The organism is Minwuia thermotolerans, from assembly GCF_002924445.1.
GTDB lineage: Bacteria > Pseudomonadota > Alphaproteobacteria > Minwuiales > Minwuiaceae > Minwuia > Minwuia thermotolerans.
Map to the genome: position 1 here is coordinate 44,589 of NZ_PIGG01000014.1, position 18,546 is coordinate 63,134.

Genomic DNA, 18,546 nt, shown 5'->3' on the forward strand with positions numbered 1-18,546 from the left:
CCGCCGCGGAGGGAAAAACCGAAGCAGATCGGTTCGGGCGGCCCCGCGAAAGCCGTCGACATATGCAAGCACCTCTGTGGCCTGGCTAACCAGGTGGGCGCCGTTGTGTCCGGGACCACGGCCCCGGACAGTGACAGCTCCCTAGAGGACTTCATTGGCCCAGGGGCTTCGCTGGTCTGACGAACCCCGCAGTGGTCCGCCCGAGCCGCCAATGTAGTGCGAATCGCGGAAAGTGCGAGTGCTCTCAGCCGGTGGAGGAAAAAGATTCCATGCGCTCGGCCAGCGCCTCCAGCCGATCCGCGATCTCCCGGGCCCGGCCGTCATTCGCTTCGCCGTCCGATCCGCCGCCGGCGCGCGCGGCGTCCAGTTCCTCATAGGCGGTCGCGAGTTCGTCGGCGATCATCAGCGCTGTCATCATCATCAGCCGCGCGTCCGGCACCTTCATCCCGCCGTCGACCAGTTCCGTGGCGCGCTTGTCGACGAAGGCGGCGAGTTGACGGACGCGATCCTCCTCACCCTCGCCACAGCCGATGACATGGTCCCGGCCGTTGATGGAAACGGTCACGTGCGGCATCGGCTCAGCCCTTCTCGATCAGGGAAAGCTGCTCGAGCGCGCGATCCACCTGCCCGGCCATGCGCGCGGCCTCCCGCCGGAGCCGCTCGACCGTGGCCTCGCGCTCCGCCAGACGGTCCCGCAATTCGGCATTGTCGCCCTTCAGCGCTTCGACCTCGGCGGCCAGCCGCGCACGCGCGTCGCCGTCGGAAGATTCTGCGGCTGTTCGACGCACAACGTCCGCCGAGCCGGCCTGTTCCAGACGCTCGATGGCTGAGGCGATGCGCTCCCACGGGTCCGAATTCCGGGGCCTGAGGTCATTCATGGACAATTATCATCGGTCCTGCATGGCGTTAGCCGCCGCTGCTAACACGTTACCATAGAAACAAGCCTGATTTGCCGTCAACAAGCTCCCGCACCGGCCGTTCCGGTTTTGGCGAATTCGGGTTCGCCGTGGTTGACGCCCGAACGACCGCCCGGCATTTTGCCGCCGCTTTCGGGTCGCGCCAGTCAGCGGGCGGCCCGGGCATCTTGTGCCCGGCAGCGAACGTCATTTCACCAGCGAGGCGTTCCGGCCGGGCGTGAAGGTTCGTCGGACATGCCGTCCAGAAGCGCCGAGGCCCAGAACGTATGAATGTTGATCCGCGCGAGATGGCGAACGCCATCCGAGCCTTGTCGATGGACGCTGTCCAGAAGGCGAACTCCGGCCATCCCGGCATGCCCATGGGCATGGCCGACGTAGCGACGGTGCTTTTCAGCAAGTACCTGGCGTTCGATCCGCGCCGGCCCGACTGGCCGGACCGCGACCGCTTCGTGCTGAGCGCCGGTCATGGCTCGATGCTGCTCTATTCGCTGCTCTACCTGACGGGCTACGCGGACATGACCATCGACGAGCTGAAGAGCTTCCGCCAGTTCGGCTCCCGCACCGCCGGCCATCCCGAATACGGCCACGCCGCCGGCGTCGAGACCACCACCGGTCCGCTGGGCCAGGGCCTGGGCAACGCCGTCGGCATGGCGCTGGCGGAGCGCATCCTGAACGCGCGCTTCGGCGATACGGTGGTCGATCACTTCACTTACGTGATCGCCGGCGACGGCTGCCTGATGGAAGGCATCAGCCACGAGGCGGCCAGCCTCGCCGGCCACCTGAAGCTGGGCAAGCTGGTCGTTCTCTTCGACGACAACAGCATTTCCATCGACGGCTCGGTCGACCTCACCTGTTCCGACAACCAGATGGCGCGCTTCGCCGCCCACGGCTGGCACGTGCTCGACTGCGACGGGCACGACCACAAGGCGGTCGCCGACGCGATCGAGGCGGCCCGCAACGAGCCCCGGCCCTCGCTGATCGCCTGCAAGACCATCATCGGCTACGGCGCCCCCAACAAGCAGGGCACGGCAGCCACCCATGGCGCCCCGCTGGGCGATGAGGAGATTCAGGCGGCGCGCGAGAAGCTCGGCTGGCCTTCCGCGCCCTTCGAGGTGCCCGACGACGTGCTCGACGCCTGGCGGCTGGTCGGCGCCCGCGGCGCCTCCCGCTCGGCGGCCTGGGACGTGCGCCTGGCGGAGATCGACCAGGACCGCCACGAGACCTTCAAGCGCATCATGTCGGGCCGCCTGCCCGACGGCTGGGAGGCCGGGATCGAGGCGCATATCGCCAAGCTGCTGCAGGACAAGCCGAACGTGGCGACGCGCAAGGCCTCCCAGATGGCCATCGAGGCGCTGCAGCCGGCGCTGCCCGAAATGGTCGGCGGTTCGGCCGACCTGACCGGTTCGAACCTGACCAGGACCGGCACCATGACGGCGGTGACGCCGGGCGACTTCGCGGGTTCCTACATCTACTACGGCGTGCGCGAACACGGCATGGCCGCGGCGATGAACGGCATGGCGCTCCATGGCGGCGTCATCCCCTACGGCGGCACTTTCCTGGTCTTCAGCGATTACTGCCGCCCGTCGATTCGCCTTTCGGCGCTGATGGGTCAGCGGGTGATCTACGTGATGACCCATGATTCCATCGGCCTGGGCGAGGACGGTCCGACGCACCAGCCGGTCGAGCATCTCGCCGCGCTGCGCGCGATCCCGAACGTGCGCGTCTTCCGTCCGGCCGACGCGGTGGAGACGGCCGAGTGCTGGCGGCTGGCGCTGTCGCACGATTCGGGCCCCTCGGTGCTCGCGCTCTCCCGCCAGGGCACGCCGCAGGTGCGCGCGGAAGCAAAGGATCTCTCCGCCCGCGGCGGCTATATCCTCAAGGAGGCCGCAGGCGAGGCGAAAGTCACGCTGATCGCGACAGGGACAGAAGTCGCGCTGGCGCTGGCGGCGCGCAAGCAGCTCCAGGCCGACAACATCCCGACCGCAGTCGTTTCCATGCCCTGCCGCGAGATCTTCGATGCGCAGGACGAGGACTACCGCAACCAGACGCTCAGGCCCGGGACGGTACGCATCGCGGTGGAAGCCGCTTCCCCCTTCGGCTGGGAACGCTATGTCGGGGAGAATGGCGGCTTCGTCGGCATGACCGGCTTCGGCGCCTCGGCGCCCGCCGAGCAGCTCTACGAACATTTCGGCATCACCCCCGCCGCGATCGCGGAGGCCGCCAAGGGGCGGCTCGGCTAGTCAGGAAGGAAAAGAAGAATGACGCTACGTGTCGCCATCAACGGATTCGGCCGCATCGGCCGCCTGGTTCTGCGCGCCCTTGCCGAATCGGGCCGCAACGACATCCAGGTCGTCGCCATCAACGATCTCGGCTCGATCGAGGCGAACGCCCATCTGTTGCGCTACGACACCGTGCACGGCCGCTTTCCGATGAAGGTGACCACCACTGACAGCGGCATGGACTACGGCAAGGGCGAGATCAGGGTGCTGGCCGAGCGCGATCCGGCCAAGCTGCCCTGGGGCGACATGGGCGTCGACATCGCGCTGGAGTGCACCGGCCTGTTCGCCTCGAAGGAGAAGGCGTCGGCCCACCTGCAGGCGGGCGCAAAGCGCGTGCTGGTCTCGGCCCCGGCTTCGGGCGCCGACCTCACGGTCGTCTACGGCGTCAACCACGACAAGCTGGAGAGCGGCCACGAGGTGGTTTCCAACGCCTCCTGCACCACCAACTGCCTGGCGCCGGTGGCGCAGGTGCTGAACGATTCGATCGGCATCGAAAGCGGCTTCATGACCACCATCCATGCCTATACCGGCGACCAGCGGACGGTGGATACCCTGCACAGCGACCTGCGCCGCGCCCGCGCCGCCGCATCCTCGATGATTCCGACCTCCACCGGCGCGGCCAAGGCCGTCGGGCTCGTGCTGCCGGAACTGGCGGGCAAGCTGGACGGCACGGCGATTCGCGTGCCGACGAACAACGTCTCGCTGATCGACCTGACCTTCCAGGCCTCGCGCAAGACCACCGCCGAGGAGATCAACGAGGCCATGAAGCAGGCATCGGAAGGCCGGCTGAAGGGCGTGCTCGACGTCAATGACGAGCCGCTGGTCTCGGTCGACTTCAATCACTCGCCGGCCAGTTCGACCTTCGACCTGACCCAGACGCAGGTCATCGACGGCACCTTCGTGCGCGTGCTGAGCTGGTACGACAACGAGTGGGGCTTCTCCAACCGCATGGGCGACACCGCGGTCGCCATGGGCCGTCTGATCTGAGCGGAGGGCCATCGCATGAGCCGGTTCCGCACGCTCGATGACCTCAACGCGGCGGGCCGGCGCGTGCTGGTACGCGTCGACCTGAACGTACCCGTCCGTGACGGCCGGGTCAGCGACCACACGCGGATCGACCGCGTTCTGCCAACGATCCGGGAACTCTCCGACAAGGGCGCGAAGGTCATACTTCTCGCCCATTTCGGCCGCCCGAAGGGGGAGCGGAAACCGGAACTGTCGCTGGAGCCGGTCGCTGCCGCGGTAAGCGAACGCCTGGGCCGCCCGGTCGCATTCGCTGCAGACTGCGTGGGCGAGCCCGCGGAGAAGGCCATCGCGGCGATGAACGACAGCGACGTGCTGCTGCTGGAAAACACCCGCTTCCACGCCGGCGAGGAAAAGAACGACAGCGATCTGGCCGACCGGATGGCGGCGCTGGGCGACGCCTTCGTCGCCGACGCCTTTTCCTGTGCGCACCGCGCCCATGTCTCGACGGAGGGCCTGGCGCGGCGGCTTGAGACGGTGGCGGGACGCTGCATGGAGGCGGAGCTGACCGCTCTGGAGAGCGCGCTGGGCGACCCCGAGCGCCCGGCGGCGGCGCTGGTCGGCGGGGCCAAGGTATCCACAAAGCTGGACGTCCTGGAGAACCTCTCGGGCAGTGTCGACCTGCTGATCATCGGCGGGGCCATGGCCAACACCTTCCTGCTGGCCCGCGGCTTCGAGGTGGGCCGGTCGCTCGCCGAGCCGGATCTGGTCGCCACCGCCCAGCGGATCATGTTCGCGGCCGAGAACCGGGGCTGCGAGATTCTGCTGCCGCTGGATGCGGTGGTGGCCGACAAGCTGGCGGCGGATGTCGATTCGGATATCGTCGACATCGCGGCGGTGCCGGCCGACCGCATGATCCTGGACGTCGGGCCGAAGAGCATCGCCCAGACCGTCGCCCGGCTGGAAAACTGCCGTACCCTGATGTGGAACGGCCCGATGGGCGCCTTCGAGACGCCGCCCTTCGACCGGGCGACGGTCGAGATCGCACGGGCGGCGGCGCGCCTGACGAAGGCCGGCAAACTCAATTCCGTCGCCGGCGGCGGCGACACTGTTGCGGCGCTGAACCACGCTGACGCGACCGCCGATTTCTCGTATGTATCCACTGCCGGCGGCGCGTTTCTGGAATGGATCGAGGGGAAGGTCCTTCCGGGCGTCGCCGTCCTTCAACGATGACCGAGCGGGAGCAAGAGAGAAGATGTCCGATCGCGACCTGAATGCCATTGCCACGAAGATCGTCGCCGACGGCCGCGGGGTTCTGGCCGCCGACGAATCAACCGGCACCATCAAGAAGCGGTTCGACCAGATCGGCGTCGAGAACACCGAAGAGAACCGCCGCGACTACCGCGAGATGCTGTTCCGCGCCGAAGGGCATGGCCAGTACACCGGCGGCGTCATCCTGTTCGACGAGACCCTGCGCCAGAAGGCGGCCGACGGGACGCCGCTGGTCGATCTCATCCGCAACGCCGACGTCGCCCCGGGCATCAAGGTCGACAAGGGCGCCAAGCCCCTGCCCTTCGCGCCCGGAGAGACCGTGACCGAGGGTCTGGACGGGCTGCGCGAGCGGTTCGAGGAGTACCGCAAGCTGGGCGCCGAGTTCGCCAAGTGGCGCGCGGTCATCAGGATCACTGACGATCTGCCGAGCGACTACTGCATCGCCGCCAACGCCCATGCCCTGGCGCGCTATGCCGCTCTCTCCCAGGAAGCCGGCATCGTGCCGATCGTTGAGCCCGAGGTGCTGATGGACGGCGGCCACGACCTCGCCCGCTGCCAGAAGGTGACCGAGGACACGCTGGAGGCGGTGTTCGCCGAGCTCTACGCCCAGCGCGTGGCTCTGGAAGGCATGCTGCTGAAGCCGAACATGGTGATCTCCGGTCAGGACGCGGCCGACCGGGCCGGCATCCAGGAGGTGGCCTACGCAACCCTGCAGACGCTGAAGCGCTGCGTACCGGCCGCCGTGCCCGGCATCGTCTTCCTGTCGGGCGGCCAGACCGAGGAAGAGGCGACCGCGCACCTGGACGCCATGAACCGGATGGGCGGCGACCTGCCCTGGAAGCTCAGCTTCTCCTATGGCCGCGCGCTGCAGCAGTCGGCGCTGAAGGCCTGGAGCGGCAAGCCGGAGAATGTCGCCGCCGGACAGCGCGCCTATCTGCACCGCGCTCGGATGAACTGGGCCGCCGCCCGGGGTGAATGGCACGCGGAACTGGAAAAGGCGGCCTGAGACCGACCGCGGGAACCCTACCGCTCGCAACGACACCGGAAAAAGGAAAGGCCGCCCCCGCGCCGACGGGAACGGCCTTTCGCTGTTGCTGTCTCCCGGCCATGGAGGGTGTTAGGCCCCTCCGGCGGCGGGAGAACCATGTCGTCCGGAAACCGTTTCCCCGACCCCCGGTAATGACCGCAACGGGTGAATGGATAGCATGATTCCGAACGCATGTGGTGTGTCCGGGCTGTGACATGGGCGGTGAAACGAAAAAGGGCCCGGACGGCGGTCCGGGCCCTGTCGGTCATCGGCTGCGCGGAGGCGGGTCGTCCCCCGCCCGCAGCTTCAGCCCTTCATGTTGGCGTTGACGAAGTCCCAGTTGACCAGGTGGTCGAAGAACGCCTGCACATAGTCGGGCCGCCGGTTCTGGTAGTCCAGGTAATAGGCATGCTCCCAGACGTCGACGGTCAGCACCGGCGTCAGGCCGTCGGTCATCGGCGTGCCGGCGTTGGAGGTGTTGTGGATCTTCAGCTTGCCGCCGTCGAGCACCAGCCAGGTCCAGCCGGAGCCGAAATTGCCGGCCGCCGAGGCCTTGAACTTGGCAGCCATCTCTTCGGTCGAACCGAACTCGGCCTTGATCGCGTCGGCGATGTCCCCCTTGGCCTCGCCGCCGCCGCCGGGCGCCATGCCGTTCCAGAAGAAGGTGTGGTTCCAGATCTGGGCGACCTGGTTGAACAGCCCCTGATTGCCCTGCTTGTGGGCTTCCATGATGGCTTCCTCGACCGAGGCGTTGTCCAGCGGCGTGCCCTGGACCAGTTCGTTGGCCTTGGTCACATAGGCGTTGTGGTGCTTGCCGTGATGAAAGTCGAGCGTGTTGGCCGAGTAGTGCGGCTCCAGCGCGTCCTTGGCATAGGGCAGGTCAGGAAGTTGAAATGCCATGTCGGATCTCCCGTTCTCGTTGGAATTGGACGGCGCCGCCCCCCGGCGCGACGATCCCCTTGCGCTTTTTCAAGTGGTGCGCCTGTGCCCCGAATAAAGGGGGGCTAGGTTGCAGAGGTCAAGACTTCTCGCCGGATTGCGCGGCTGTTATTCAGAACCCAACGGCACGAAACAACCATCGGGAGGATCATCCATGCGGGTCAAGGGCAAGGTCTGCGTCATCACGGGCGGCGCATCCGGTATCGGCAAGGCGCTGGCCGAGCGCTTTCACGAAGAAGGCGCCAAGGGCGTGGTCGTCGCCGACATGCAGGCCGATAAGCTGGAGCAGGTCGCCGCCAGCGTGAACGGACTCGCGGTCGTCACCGACGTGTCGAAGGAAGAGGACATCAAGCGGCTGGTGAAGGCGGCCGAGGATGAATACGGCCATATCGACGTCTTCGTCTCCAATGCCGGCATCGCCCGCATGGGCGGCGAGGAAAGCTCCGACGCCGACTGGCAGCAGAACTGGGACATCCACGTCATGGCCCACGTCTATGCCGCGCGCGCGGTGGCCGAAAAGATGGCTGCCCGCGGCGAGGGCTATCTGATCAATACCGCCTCCGCCGCCGGCCTGCTGACCCACGTCAACTCCGCCACCTATTCGGTGACCAAGCATGCGGCGGTCTCCTTCGCCGAATGGCTGTCGATCAACTATGGCGACCGGGGCGTGCATGTCTCGGTTCTGGCGCCGCAGGCGGTGCGGACTGCCATGACCTCGGGCCGCAACGTCTCGGTGGCTTCGGTCGACGGCATGATCGAGCCCGAGCAGCTTGCCGACTGCGTGATCGAGACGATGGACAAGGAAGAGTTCCTCATCCTGCCCCACGAGCAGGTGCGCGAGTACATGAAGCGCAAGGCCCTCGACGTCGACCGCTGGCTGTCCGGCATGCGGCGCTTCAAGGCCAAACGCCCCGAATCCGGCTGAGGCAACGCCCGTGCGCCGCGCTTGAAGCGGCGCGCGAAACCGCCATGTGCCCCGCAACCCCTTGACCAAGAAGGGGAGCACGAACAACGGCAGCGTTGCGGGAGCACTGAAATGGCGGACGATCAGCGAACAGCGAAGGCGGACGCGGAGGACGGCCAGGTCGCCGAGCTTCATCGCATGGTCATGCCCGATCACCTCTGCCCCTTCGGCCTGAAAGCGAAGGATCTGCTGGAACGCGAGGGCTTTGAGGTCGACGACCACTGGCTGGAAACCCGCGAGGAAACCGACCGCTTCCAGGAGAAGCACGGCGTCGACGCCACGCCGCAGATCTTCATCGGCGGCGAGCGCATCGGCGGCTATGACGAGCTGAGGATCTGGCTGGGCAAGGACGATCCGCCGGAGGAACAGGACGACACGACCTACCGGCCGGTGATCGCCTTGTTCATCATGGCCTTCCTGATCGCCGTCGCGGTCCGGATCGCCACCGGCGCGGAACTTCTCGCCATCCAGACGCTGGAATGGTTCGTCGCGACCGCGATGAGTCTGCTGGCCCTGCAGAAGCTCGACGACGTCGAGAGCTTCTCGACCATGTTCCTGAACTACGACCTGCTGGCCCGGCGCTGGGTGCGCTATGGCTACATCTATCCCTACGCCGAGGCCTTCGCCGGCATCCTGATGCTGGCGGGCGCGCTGATCTGGCTCGCCGCGCCGGTGGCGCTGTTCATCGGCCTGGTCGGATCGGTGTCGGTCTTCAAGGCCGTCTATGTCGACAAGCGCGAACTGAATTGCGCCTGCGTCGGCGGCAGTTCCAACGTGCCGCTCGGCGCGATCTCCTTGACCGAGAACCTGATGATGACTGTCATGGGGATATGGATGCCGCTGAAGATATACGTACTGCAGTGAACCACGGTCGGTTGCCATGTCCGCGATAGAGTTCTTCTGGGATCCCGGCAGCACCAACACCTACTTCGCCTGGAAGCTGCTGCCGCCGATCGCGGCGCGCTACGGCGCGGCCATCGTCCCGCGCGCCTTCAATCTCGGTCACGTCTTCCGCCATCATGACTATGTCCTGATGGACGAGCCGCCGGCGAAGATCGCCAACCGCAAGCGCGATCTGGAGCGCTGGACGGCGAAGTACGGCCTCGCCTTCCGTTTTCCCGACGTCTTTCCGATCAAGACCAGCCGCGCGCTGCGCGGCGCCCTGGCCATGCGGGGCCGCGGGCTGGAGCATGAATTCATTACCGCCGTGCTCGAGGCCTACTGGGAGCGCAATGACCATTCGATTGCGGAGATCGCCGGCCTCACCCGCCTTGCCGAGAGGCTGGGCGTCGATCCCGAAGCGTTCGAAGCCGAGGTGGAAAGCCCCGCCGTCCGCGAGTTGTTGATCGCGGAAACGGAGGAAGGCCTGGAGCGCGGCGTTTTCGGCGCGCCCTCTTTCCTGATCGGCGACGAACTGTTCTGGGGCAAGGACCGGATGGATTTCGTCGAGGACGAGCTCAGACGCCAGGCCGGTTGACGATCTAATAGGTCGCGCGGCCCCCGGAGATGTCGATCGCCTGGCCGGTGGTGAAGCTGCAGTCCTCGGAGGCGAGCCAGGTCACCAGCGCCGCGATCTCGGAAGGCTCGACGAAACGGCCCATCGGAATCTTCGAAAGCATGAAGTCGATGTGCTCCTGGCTCATCTGCTCGAAGATCGCCGTCCGCGCCGCGGCCGGGGTGACGCAGTTGACCATCACGTTGCGGTCCGCCAGTTCCTTGCCCAGCGACTTGGTCAGCGCGATGACCCCGGCCTTCGAGGCCGAATAGGCCGAGGCATTGGGATTGCCCTCCTTGCCCGCGACCGAAGCGATGTTGACGATCCGGCCATAGCCGTTCTCGATCAGCTTCGGCGCCACGGCGCGGCAGCACAGGTAGACGCCGATCAGGTTGATCTCGACGATCTGACGCCATTCCTCGGGCGTGTAGTCCCAGACCTTCCGGTTGGCGCCGGCGATCCCGGCGTTGCAGACCAGAATGTCGAGGCCGCCCAGCGCCGCCATCGTGTCGGCCAGAGCGCCATCGATGGCCGCATGGTCGGTGACGTCGACCACCGCGGGTGTCGCCCCGATCGCCGTAGCGGTCTCCGCGGCCAGGGCTTCGTCGCGGTCCCAGATCGACACCGCCGCGCCGGAGGCAATGAAACGCTCGGCGATCGCACGGCCGATGCCTTGCGCCCCGCCGGTCACGATGGCTCTTCGGCCCTTCAGATCGATCGCGTTCATGAACCCCTCCCGCTCCGTGCCGGTCAGGCTGCCGGCTTCTCCATGGTCAGCAGCAGCCGCCAGGCCGCGATATCCTCGGGCGGCTGGCCCGCATAGTCCCTGTGCACCGGCAATCCCGCCGGGTCCTCGACGCTCCAGCGCTCAGCGGCCAGCGTGCGGAAACCGACGCCTTCCAGGATGGCGATCATCTCGCCGGCCGGAATGCGGTTGATGTACTGCACGTCGTTCTCCAGCCAGCGGCTGAACGCGGCTTTCGAATGTCGCAGATAATGCTTCTTCGAGCGTGAGGGATCGTAGTGCGCGAGGTGATCGTCCAGCCCGACCTGGGCCGCCATGCGCCCGCCCGGCTTCAGCACCCGGTACCAGTCCTCGGCGGCGCGCCGGAAGCCGTCGGCGGCGACATGTTCCAGCACGTCGACCGAATAGATCATGTCGAAGCGGCCATCCGGGTAGGGCAGAACGCCGTCATGATCGATGACGTAGTGCATGTCGAGGAGGGCATAGACGTCGTCAAAGCTCTCCGCCCCTTCGAGACCGCCAAGGCGGGCCTCGGCCCGCTCCCGCTGCGCCGGCGTCAGGTGCAGGCCCGCGAGCCCCTGACGGACCTGGGGCAGCGCCGCCCGGAATGCGGCGAAGGCCCGGTTGTCCCAGACGTCGAAGCAGTGAACCTCGGCCTCATGGATCAGCGCGGGAAAGACGCTGTAGGCGTGCATCCAGCCCGTGCCGAGTTCCAGAAAGACCGGACGCTCCGGCAGATCCGCCTCGGCAATCCGGTCGAGTACCCAGCCGGCCCGCTCCATCGACAGCTTGCGCTCGGTCTTCCGGTTGCCGAGCCAGCGGTACAGCGCCTTGGTGGCGCCGTTGAGCGAAAAGGCGCGAAGCGCCGTGGCCGCCAGGTAGTAGTTCAACGATGGTCAGTCCTTTGCGTCGGCCGCCACCTGCACGGTCACCATCTTGTCGGGATTGCGCGGCGGCTCGCCCGTGGCGATCGCATCGACATGCTCCATGCCTTCGGTCACCTGACCCCACACGGTGTACTGGCCGTTCAGGAACGAGCCCTGATCGAACATGATGAAGAACTGGCTGTTGGCCGAATTCGGGTTCTGGGTCCGGGCCATGCCCACGGTGCCGCGTTCGAAGGGTGTGTTGGAGAACTCGGCCGGCAGGTCCGACTTCTTCGAGCCGCCGCGGCCGGTGCCGGTGGGATCGCCGGTCTGCGCCATGAATCCGGGAATGACGCGATGGAAGACCACGCCGTCATAGAAGCCTTCGCGGGCCAGTTCCTTGATCCGCTCCACGTGCTTCGGCGCCACGTCGGGCAGCATCTCGATGACCACGCGGCCATGTTCCAGGTCGATGTAGAGTGTGTTTTCCAAATCCGCCGCCTCGCCATTGGTCGTCGTCGCGATAGATAGTACGGTTACAAGCGCCAGCATCAGTCGACGCATTCGCAGACTCCTTCGGGTTGCATCGCGCCCTTTGCGCTGGCGCGTTTTCGATGTGTACCGGGTTTCGAACGGCGATGAAACCGCCGATCGGCGGGCATGGGAGGGTTTGATGTTTCCGGCCTATTTCCAGCGCATGGCCCGCTACAACCGTTGGGCCAACGGCCTGATCTACGATGCGGCGGCGAAAATCCCCGACGAGGCCTACCGCCGCGACGTGGGCGCCTTTTTCGGCTCCGTTCACGGCACGCTGAACCATCTGCTGGCAGCCGACCGTATCTGGCTGAAACGGCTGACGGGCGAAGGCGAGGCGCCGGCGCGGCTGGACGCGGTGCTTTTCGACGACTTCGGCGCGCTCAGGGACGCCCGCGAGACCGAGGACGAACGGCTGCTGGCCTGGACCGGGCGGCTCTCGCCGGAGGACTTCGAACGCGATTTCAGCTACCGCAACATGGCGGGCGAGATCTTCGCCAATCCGCTCGACCTGATTCTCGGCCACGTCTTCAATCACCAGACCCACCATCGCGGCCAGGCGCACGCCATCGTCGGGCATCTGGGTTTCGAGCCGCCTTCGATGGATCTCGTCTATTTCGGCCGGCAGGGCTGACCGCTCAGGGCGGCGTCATGCGGCCGGTTTCGCCCGGCGGGTTGCCGAATGTTGCGAAGTCGTCGCGGTCCCAGACCTCGCGGACCTGATCCAGCGCCCAGCGCACGCTGGGGAAGGCGAGTTCGTCCCAGGGAATCTCATCGAAATCGAAGAGGGCGACCTCGAGGGATTCCGGCCCCGCTTCGAAGCCCGGCGCGGCCAGCTCGGCCTTGTAGATGAGCTGCACCTGGGAAATCCGGGGAATGTTGTAGACCGCCAGCAGCGGCCCCATGCGCAGTTCCACGCCGGCCTCCTCCCAGGCTTCCCGCGCGGCGCCCTCGGCCGAGGTCTCGCGCTCCTCCATGAAGCCCGCCGGGATGGTCCAGAAGCCCCGGCGCGGCTCGATGGCCCGGCGGCAGAGCAGCACCTTGTCGCCGTGGCGGCAGACGGCGCCGACGACGATCTTCGGATTGACGTAGTGCACCCAGCCGCACTCGTCGCAGACCATGCGTTCCCGGTCGTCGCCGGCGGGCACCTGCTGACTGAAGTTTTCCCCGCCCGGTAGGTGTCTCATGACTGCTCCATCTGCCTCGGCGGCGGACGGCGCCATCCCCCGTTGCCCCGCCGGAACCGGTTGTATCCTTTCGGCACATTTCGCCGTAGCGGGATGCTAGTTGGAAGGCGGCGGCAAGTCCATTCGCCCCGCATTGGGACATGAGGCGCCGACCGTCCGGGCAGCAATTTCAGGGGAACCGCCTGACTCCGGCGGTGAACTGGCCATGGCACGCCGATTGCTGATGGCAATGCGTGGCGCCTGGCGTCGTAGAGTTTTTCAGTCGCCGCAGCATTCCCTTGATCGGCATGACGGAAGTCATGACCGCACTTCCAACGGAGACGCCAGCCCCTCGGCGTCTCCGTTTTTTATTGTCCCTGCTGAAGCCGTTCGATCTGGGCCTGGACGGCTGTATGGGCGTCGCTGCCCGGCGCCAGGGTGCCCAGCAGTTTCCGCCATGCCTGCACAGCGGCCTCCGGCCGGCCGGCCTCGGCCTCACCCCGGCCGACGAACCACAGGGCATCGGGGTTGTCGGGATCGACCTCGAGCACCGCGCGGAACGCCTCGACCGCCCTGGGCGACAACGGGCCATCACCGCCGGCGTCCACGAGCGCACCGGCCAGCGCCAGCCGGGTCTCCGTATCCTCCGGGCGAAGCCGTGCCGCGTTCTCATAGGCTTCGATCATGGCATCGGTCTCGCCCAGCACGCCGCGCGCGCGGGCGAGACGCATCCAGCCGTCATAGTCGTCCGGGTTCTCTTCCAGCCTTGCGGCCAGTCCCTCGACCATACCGCGGATCATCGCCTGGCGGTCGTCGGCCGACATCTCCTGCGCCGCCTGGATGTCCTCGGCGGACGGGCCGGGCGCCGCGGCATCGCCGCTCCGGGCCGGTGCGGGCGGGGCGGAAGGACCGGGCGCGGCGCCGGCCGCGGCCATCCGGTCCATCAGCTCCGCCGGCGGCTCGACGTCCAGATCGCGCGCCACCTCGGCGATGCGTTCCCTGAGCGCGGGCAGCCAGGGCGCGTCGGCCGGCGAATCCTGCGCCAGCGACACCCAGCCGTCATAGGCCCCCTTCAGATCGCCGCCCTGTCCGCGCGCCAGAGCCAGGTAATAGCGCGCGCCGGGATGATTGGCGTCAATCTCGACGGCGCGGCGGAAAGCCGCCTGCGCGCGCTCGATGACGACTCCGTTCGAGGAAAAGACGAGCGCCTCGCCGAGTTGCATGTGCGGGGCCGGATCGCTCGCGGCCTCCGGCAGGGCCGCCGCCTTCGCATAGGCCCCCGCGGCGTCGCCATAGCGGTCCATGACGCCATAGCTGCGGCCGAGCAGCATCCAGCCCTCGAAGTTCTCCGGATCCTCCTCCAGGCGGCGCTCCAGATTGCCCACCATGTTGGAAACCGATTCAAGGCCCTGTTCGGACGACGGCGCCCCCGGCTGCGCCGCGGCCATGCGGGCGGCGCCCGCCGGGACTTCGATGCGCTGGGCCAGCGGCTGGGCGGGCAGGTCCGGATTGCCGATGGCGAGATAGAGCGCCCCCGCGCCGAGCGGCACCGCGACGGCGATGACGAGCCCGACGATCAGGGGCGCGCCGCCGCCTTCACGCACGTCCGGTTCGGCGTCGCGCGAAGCCTGCAGCATGCGCCGTTCGATCTCGTTGCGGGCGGCGCGCGCCTCGGCCGGCGAGATCACCCCGCGCGCTTCCTCGGCGCGCAGTTCGTCGATCTGGCTGCGGTAGACGGTCATGTCGTAGTCGCCGCGGCGCGCGGCGCCCCGCCCGGCGCCGACCAGCGGGCGCAGCACGAAGAGAAGCACGGCGAGCGTGATCGCGGCGATCAGGATCCAGAAAAGCAAGTGCAGCTACCTTTGATCGGAAAGGGCGCGGTCCAGTTCGGCGCGCTCGGCCTCGGTCAGCGGCGCCTCGTTGCCGCCGCCGGTCCTGCCCGCCGCCCGCCGGCGCCGCAGATAGACCGCCGAGATGATGAGGCCGGGAACGAGGATCAGCAGCGGACCGAACCACAGGAGGTAGGTCGTCGCCTTCATCGGCGTATCCAGCAGCACCCAGTCGCCGTACCGGGCCACCATGTAGTCCCGGGCTTCCTCATTGGTGTCTCCGGCGGCGATGCGCTCGCGCAGCAGCACGCGCAGGTCGCGCGCCAGCGGCGCGTGGCTCTCGCTGATCGCCTGGTTCTGGCAGACGAGGCAGCGCAGTTCCTTCATCAGCTCCTGCGCGCGAGCCTCTTTCTGCGGATCCTCCAGCGGCTTCTCGGTGAAGATCGCCAGTGCGGGCATGGCGAACGCCAGCAACGCGGCAAGCAGGAGGAACTGAAATGGCCGAAGCAAAGTCATTTCCGCAGCTCCGCCAGCAGAGGCCGCAGCTTGTCGCGCAGGATCTGCGGCGTGATCGGACCGATGACCTTGTCGACGATGACGCCGTTGCGGTCGATCACGAAGGTCTCCGGCACGCCATAGACGCCGAAGTCGATGCCGACACGGCCGTTCACGTCGGAGCCGATGCGGTCATAGGGATCGCCGAAACGGTCCAGCCAGGAAATCGCCTCGTTGGGCCTGTCCTTGTAGTTCAGACCGTAGATCGGCACCTCGCCGGACTTCTGCAGTTCCATCAGGATCGGATGCTCCACCCGGCAGGCCACGCACCAGCTCGCGAAGACGTTGACCAGGGCCGGTTCGCCGCCCAGATCGGCGCGCGAGAGGCCGTTGTCCTTGCCTGGCAGCGGCGGCAGGTCGAACTCCGGCGCCGGCTTGTCGATCAGCACGGACGGGATGGACTTCGGATCCAGCGAAAGCCCCTGGAACAGGAAGCCGCCGATCACGACGAAAACCGCGATGGGAAGCAACGCCCAGAGCCAGCGCAGGGACGAGCCGCCCGTCGGCTGTTCTTCGGCCTGTTCGGACATGTTCAGTCTCCAGCGCCTGCGATGGCGGCGTCGCCCGGCGCCTGTGCCGCGCGGCGTGCCGGGGCGCCAATGCGGTGTCGGCGATCGCTGAGCGAAACGAGGCCGCCGGCGACCATGAACAGCGTTCCCAGCCAGATCCAGATCACCAGCGGCTTGTAATATAGCCGGACGGCATAGCCGCCCTCGCCATCGGGCTCGCCCAGCACGGTATAGAGGTCGCCGGCGAAGTTTGAGCGGATGGCGGCCTCAGTGGTTTCCATGGGCGGACTGGTGAAGGTACGCATCTCGGGCTGCAGCACGGTGACGGGCTGGCCGTCCCTGGTGACGACGAAGGCGCCGGAAAGCGATTCGTAGTTCGGGCCCGGCACCGTCTGGGCGCCGACGAAGGTCAGATCGTAGTCACCCACGGTCTGCGTGTCGCCCGGCCGCATGATGGTCTGGATTTCCTCCTGCCAGGTCTCCGAGGCGGTGATGCCGAGCACCATCAGCGCAACGCCCAGATGCGCCAGGCTCATGCCGAAGCTGGCCCGGGGCAGGCCGCGCGCGCGCCGCCAGCTCTCGCGGGGGGAAACCCGGAACAGCTTCACCCGCTCGCCCAATTCCCAGAGCACGCCGAAGCCGAGCCAGACGACCAGGACCATGCCCAGCACCGCGAGAAGCGATATGTCGAAAGCCGCCCACAGGGTCGCCACCGCGGCGACGAATGCGGCCATGGCGACGAACCGCAGGCGTTTGAGGATGCCGATCAGGTCGCCCCGCTTCCAGGCCATCATCGGCCCGATGGCCAGCGCCGCCACCAGCGGCGTCATCAGCGGCACGAAGGTCGCGTTGAAATAGGGCGGACCGACCGAGACCTTCTCACCGGTGACGGCGTCGAGGAACAACGGATAGAGCGTGCCGAGCAGGACCGTGAGACAGGCGGTGGTGAGCAGCAGGTTGTTCAGCACCAGCGTGCCTTCGCGGCTGACCGGCTGGAATACCCCGCCGCCCTTCAGCAGCGGCGCGCGCAGCGCATAGAGCACCAGCGAACCGCCCACGACAGCCCCAAGGAAGGCGAGGATGAAGACGCCGCGCGCCGGATCGGTGGCGAAGGCGTGGACCGAATTCAGCACGCCCGAGCGAACCAGGAACGTGCCCAGCAGCGAAAGCGAGAAGGCGAGGATCGCCAGCAATACCGTCCAGCTTTTCAGCGCGTCGCGCTTCTCCACCACGATCGAGGAGTGCAGCAGCGCGGTCGCCGCCAGCCAGGGCATGAAGGAGGCGTTCTCCACCGGGTCCCAGAACCACCAGCCGCCCCAGCCAAGTTCGTAATAGGCCCAGTAGCTGCCCAGCGAGATGCCGCAGGTCAGGAACATCCAGGCCGCCAGCGTCCAGGGTCTGACCCAGCGCGCCCAGGCCGGGTCGACGCGGCCCTCGATCAGCGCCGCCACGGCGAAGGAGAAGGAAACCGACAGGCCGACATAGCCGAGGTAGAGGAAGGGCGGATGGATGGCCAGCGCCGGATCCTGCAGCAGCGGGTTAAGCCCCTGCCCCTCGAAGGGCGCCGGGTCGATCCGCTCGAAGGGGTTTGACGTGAACAGGATGAAGGCGAGGAAGCCGACGCCGATCATCGCCTGCACCGACAGCACCCGCGCCTTCAGCGTCGGCGGCAGGTTATCGCCGAATCGCGCCACGGCGGCGCCGAATAGCGTCAGGATCAGGATCCAGAGCAGCAGCGAGCCTTCGTGATTCCCCCAGACGCCGCTGATCTTGTAAATCATCGGCTTCAGTGAATGGCTGTTGGCGACGACGTTCGCGACCGAGAAGTCGGAGGTCACGAAACTCACCGTCAGACAGCCGAAGGCGAACAGCACCAGCAGGAACTGCGCCTGCGCCGCCGGCGTCGCGATGGCCATCCAGCCGGCGTCGCGCCGCGCCGCGCCGATCTGCGGCACGATGGCCTGCACGGTGGCGACGATGATCGCCAGCACCAGCGCGTATTGTCCGAGTTCGGGGGCCATCAGTTCACGGCCTTCGCGCTGCTCATCTGCATCTTGCCCTCGCAATTGCCCGGGCCCTGCATCGTCGCGGCGATCTCGGGCGGCATGTAGTTCTCGTCGTGCTTGGCCAGCACCTCATGGGCGACGAAGCGGCCGCCGCCGTCAAGCTCGCCAAGGGCGATGACGCCCTGACAATGCCGGAACAGGTCGGGCAGGATCTTGTTGTAGGAGACCTCGATGGCGTTGACCCCGTCCGTCACCCGGAAGCGGGTGATGATGCCTTCCTTCTCGATCGAGCCGTCCTCGACCAGACCGCCGACGCGGAACCGCTTGCCCTCGGGAAAGCCGTTCTCGACCAGCTGGGTCGGGCTGCGGAAGACATCCAGCTCCTCGTTCAGCGCCATCAGGGAGAACCCGACCGCGCCCCCCACGAACAGCAAGCCGATCAGAACCAGCGCCAGCCGCTGCCGTTTCCTGCTGATTTTC

Annotated in this window: 20 protein-coding genes and 1 other RNA gene; 8 read left to right on the forward strand and 13 right to left on the reverse strand. The window is 67.1% G+C overall.

Annotated features, from left to right (window positions below; all coding sequences use genetic code 11):
- Positions 1-37: 37 nt before the first annotated feature.
- The 3 genes from ssrS to CWC60_RS02555 form a co-directional block, all read right to left on the reverse strand.
- A non-coding RNA gene (gene ssrS / locus CWC60_RS02545) (6S RNA) lies at positions 38-198 on the reverse strand.
- A gap of 46 nt (positions 199-244) precedes the next feature.
- On the reverse strand, positions 245-574 hold the full coding sequence (locus CWC60_RS02550; RefSeq protein ID WP_109792495.1) for a cell division protein ZapA: 330 nt from the start codon (positions 572-574) through the stop codon (positions 245-247).
- A gap of 4 nt (positions 575-578) precedes the next feature.
- Complete coding sequence (locus CWC60_RS02555) at positions 579-878, reverse strand: hypothetical protein (protein ID WP_109792496.1); 300 nt, start codon at positions 876-878, stop codon at positions 579-581.
- Between the two features lie 326 nt (positions 879-1,204).
- Here CWC60_RS02555 and tkt point away from each other — a divergent pair, with 326 nt between their 5' ends.
- Genes tkt through CWC60_RS02575 form a run of 4 tightly spaced genes read left to right on the forward strand, consistent with a single transcriptional unit; the run spans position 1,205 to position 6,437 of the window.
- On the forward strand, positions 1,205-3,157 hold the full coding sequence (gene tkt, locus CWC60_RS02560) for a transketolase (RefSeq protein ID WP_420891144.1): 1,953 nt from the start codon (positions 1,205-1,207) through the stop codon (positions 3,155-3,157).
- Positions 3,158-3,175: 18 nt separating this feature from the next.
- Positions 3,176-4,183, forward strand: coding sequence for a type I glyceraldehyde-3-phosphate dehydrogenase (gap, locus tag CWC60_RS02565; protein ID WP_109792498.1), 1,008 nt, complete (start codon positions 3,176-3,178; stop codon positions 4,181-4,183).
- A 15-nt stretch (positions 4,184-4,198) separates the two neighbouring features.
- Positions 4,199-5,392: a phosphoglycerate kinase gene (locus CWC60_RS02570; protein ID WP_109792499.1), complete on the forward strand. Its 1,194-nt coding sequence runs from the start codon at positions 4,199-4,201 to the stop codon at positions 5,390-5,392.
- Positions 5,393-5,414: 22 nt separating this feature from the next.
- Positions 5,415-6,437: a class I fructose-bisphosphate aldolase gene (locus CWC60_RS02575; protein ID WP_109792500.1), complete on the forward strand. Its 1,023-nt coding sequence runs from the start codon at positions 5,415-5,417 to the stop codon at positions 6,435-6,437.
- A 327-nt stretch (positions 6,438-6,764) separates the two neighbouring features.
- Here the strand turns inward: CWC60_RS02575 and CWC60_RS02580 are convergent, their stop codons facing one another.
- Positions 6,765-7,358: a superoxide dismutase gene (locus CWC60_RS02580; protein WP_109792501.1), complete on the reverse strand. Its 594-nt coding sequence runs from the start codon at positions 7,356-7,358 to the stop codon at positions 6,765-6,767.
- Positions 7,359-7,551: 193 nt separating this feature from the next.
- Between CWC60_RS02580 and CWC60_RS02585 the strand changes: the two genes are divergently transcribed.
- From CWC60_RS02585 to CWC60_RS02595, 3 genes are all read left to right on the forward strand, one after another.
- On the forward strand, positions 7,552-8,322 hold the full coding sequence (locus CWC60_RS02585; RefSeq protein ID WP_109792502.1) for an SDR family oxidoreductase: 771 nt from the start codon (positions 7,552-7,554) through the stop codon (positions 8,320-8,322).
- A gap of 177 nt (positions 8,323-8,499) precedes the next feature.
- Positions 8,500-9,225: a glutaredoxin family protein gene (locus CWC60_RS02590; protein WP_109792606.1), complete on the forward strand. Its 726-nt coding sequence runs from the start codon at positions 8,500-8,502 to the stop codon at positions 9,223-9,225.
- 16 nt (positions 9,226-9,241) lie between these two features.
- Positions 9,242-9,838, forward strand: a complete 597-nt coding sequence (locus CWC60_RS02595; RefSeq protein WP_109792503.1) for a 2-hydroxychromene-2-carboxylate isomerase — start codon at positions 9,242-9,244, stop codon at positions 9,836-9,838.
- Positions 9,839-9,842: 4 nt separating this feature from the next.
- Here CWC60_RS02595 and CWC60_RS02600 read toward each other — a convergent pair whose 3' ends face one another.
- Genes CWC60_RS02600 through CWC60_RS02610 form a run of 3 tightly spaced genes read right to left on the reverse strand, consistent with a single transcriptional unit; the run spans position 9,843 to position 12,031 of the window.
- Entirely contained in the window at positions 9,843-10,583 is a 741-nt protein-coding gene (locus CWC60_RS02600; RefSeq protein ID WP_109792504.1) for an SDR family oxidoreductase, read from the reverse strand.
- Positions 10,584-10,606: 23 nt separating this feature from the next.
- Positions 10,607-11,491, reverse strand: coding sequence for a class I SAM-dependent methyltransferase (locus tag CWC60_RS02605; protein WP_109792505.1), 885 nt, complete (start codon positions 11,489-11,491; stop codon positions 10,607-10,609).
- Between the two features lie 6 nt (positions 11,492-11,497).
- Positions 11,498-12,031 carry a peptidylprolyl isomerase gene (locus CWC60_RS02610; protein WP_109792506.1) on the reverse strand — a complete coding sequence of 178 codons (534 nt, stop codon included), beginning with the start codon at positions 12,029-12,031 and terminating at the stop codon, positions 11,498-11,500.
- Positions 12,032-12,140: 109 nt separating this feature from the next.
- Between CWC60_RS02610 and CWC60_RS02615 the strand changes: the two genes are divergently transcribed.
- Positions 12,141-12,635, forward strand: coding sequence for a DinB family protein (locus CWC60_RS02615; RefSeq protein WP_109792607.1), 495 nt, complete (start codon positions 12,141-12,143; stop codon positions 12,633-12,635).
- 4 nt (positions 12,636-12,639) lie between these two features.
- Here the strand turns inward: CWC60_RS02615 and CWC60_RS02620 are convergent, their stop codons facing one another.
- From CWC60_RS02620 to ccmE, 6 genes are all read right to left on the reverse strand, one after another.
- Positions 12,640-13,188 (reverse strand): NUDIX hydrolase, encoded by a 549-nt coding sequence (locus tag CWC60_RS02620; protein WP_109792507.1) that lies wholly within the window; start codon positions 13,186-13,188, stop codon positions 12,640-12,642.
- Positions 13,189-13,535: 347 nt separating this feature from the next.
- A complete protein-coding gene (ccmI, locus tag CWC60_RS02625) occupies positions 13,536-15,017 on the reverse strand; it encodes a c-type cytochrome biogenesis protein CcmI (protein WP_109792508.1) in 1,482 nt (493 codons plus the stop codon).
- Positions 15,018-15,023: 6 nt separating this feature from the next.
- Complete coding sequence (locus CWC60_RS02630) at positions 15,024-15,512, reverse strand: cytochrome c-type biogenesis protein (protein WP_109792509.1); 489 nt, start codon at positions 15,510-15,512, stop codon at positions 15,024-15,026.
- Entirely contained in the window at positions 15,509-16,081 is a 573-nt protein-coding gene (locus CWC60_RS02635; RefSeq protein ID WP_109792510.1) for a DsbE family thiol:disulfide interchange protein, read from the reverse strand. The genes CWC60_RS02630 and CWC60_RS02635 overlap by 4 nt, the downstream gene beginning before the upstream one ends.
- Before the next feature lie 2 nt (positions 16,082-16,083).
- Positions 16,084-18,081 (reverse strand): heme lyase CcmF/NrfE family subunit, encoded by a 1,998-nt coding sequence (locus CWC60_RS02640; RefSeq protein WP_109792511.1) that lies wholly within the window; start codon positions 18,079-18,081, stop codon positions 16,084-16,086.
- Complete coding sequence (gene ccmE, locus CWC60_RS02645; protein ID WP_109792608.1) at positions 18,081-18,542, reverse strand: cytochrome c maturation protein CcmE; 462 nt, start codon at positions 18,540-18,542, stop codon at positions 18,081-18,083. Before ccmE ends, CWC60_RS02640 begins: the two co-directional genes overlap by 1 nt.
- Between the last annotated feature and the right edge of the window lie 4 nt (positions 18,543-18,546).

Bases quoted from the DNA above. Each gene is read 5' to 3' on its own strand.
- CWC60_RS02550 (WP_109792495.1), bottom strand. From the start codon at position 574: ATGCCGCACGTGACCGTTTCCATCAACGGCCGGGACCATGTCATCGGC.
- CWC60_RS02555 (WP_109792496.1), bottom strand. From the start codon at position 878: ATGAATGACCTCAGGCCCCGGAATTCGGACCCGTGGGAGCGCATCGCC.
- tkt (WP_420891144.1), top strand. From the start codon at position 1,205: ATGGCGAACGCCATCCGAGCCTTGTCGATGGACGCTGTCCAGAAGGCG.
- gap (WP_109792498.1), top strand. From the start codon at position 3,176: ATGACGCTACGTGTCGCCATCAACGGATTCGGCCGCATCGGCCGCCTG.
- CWC60_RS02570 (WP_109792499.1), top strand. From the start codon at position 4,199: ATGAGCCGGTTCCGCACGCTCGATGACCTCAACGCGGCGGGCCGGCGC.
- CWC60_RS02575 (WP_109792500.1), top strand. From the start codon at position 5,415: ATGTCCGATCGCGACCTGAATGCCATTGCCACGAAGATCGTCGCCGAC.
- CWC60_RS02580 (WP_109792501.1), bottom strand. From the start codon at position 7,358: ATGGCATTTCAACTTCCTGACCTGCCCTATGCCAAGGACGCGCTGGAG.
- CWC60_RS02585 (WP_109792502.1), top strand. From the start codon at position 7,552: ATGCGGGTCAAGGGCAAGGTCTGCGTCATCACGGGCGGCGCATCCGGT.
- CWC60_RS02590 (WP_109792606.1), top strand. From the start codon at position 8,500: ATGGTCATGCCCGATCACCTCTGCCCCTTCGGCCTGAAAGCGAAGGAT.
- CWC60_RS02595 (WP_109792503.1), top strand. From the start codon at position 9,242: ATGTCCGCGATAGAGTTCTTCTGGGATCCCGGCAGCACCAACACCTAC.
- CWC60_RS02600 (WP_109792504.1), bottom strand. From the start codon at position 10,583: ATGAACGCGATCGATCTGAAGGGCCGAAGAGCCATCGTGACCGGCGGG.
- CWC60_RS02610 (WP_109792506.1), bottom strand. From the start codon at position 12,031: ATGCGTCGACTGATGCTGGCGCTTGTAACCGTACTATCTATCGCGACG.
- CWC60_RS02615 (WP_109792607.1), top strand. From the start codon at position 12,141: ATGTTTCCGGCCTATTTCCAGCGCATGGCCCGCTACAACCGTTGGGCC.
- CWC60_RS02620 (WP_109792507.1), bottom strand. From the start codon at position 13,188: ATGAGACACCTACCGGGCGGGGAAAACTTCAGTCAGCAGGTGCCCGCC.
- CWC60_RS02630 (WP_109792509.1), bottom strand. From the start codon at position 15,512: ATGACTTTGCTTCGGCCATTTCAGTTCCTCCTGCTTGCCGCGTTGCTG.
- CWC60_RS02635 (WP_109792510.1), bottom strand. From the start codon at position 16,081: ATGTCCGAACAGGCCGAAGAACAGCCGACGGGCGGCTCGTCCCTGCGC.
- CWC60_RS02640 (WP_109792511.1), bottom strand. From the start codon at position 18,081: ATGGCCCCCGAACTCGGACAATACGCGCTGGTGCTGGCGATCATCGTC.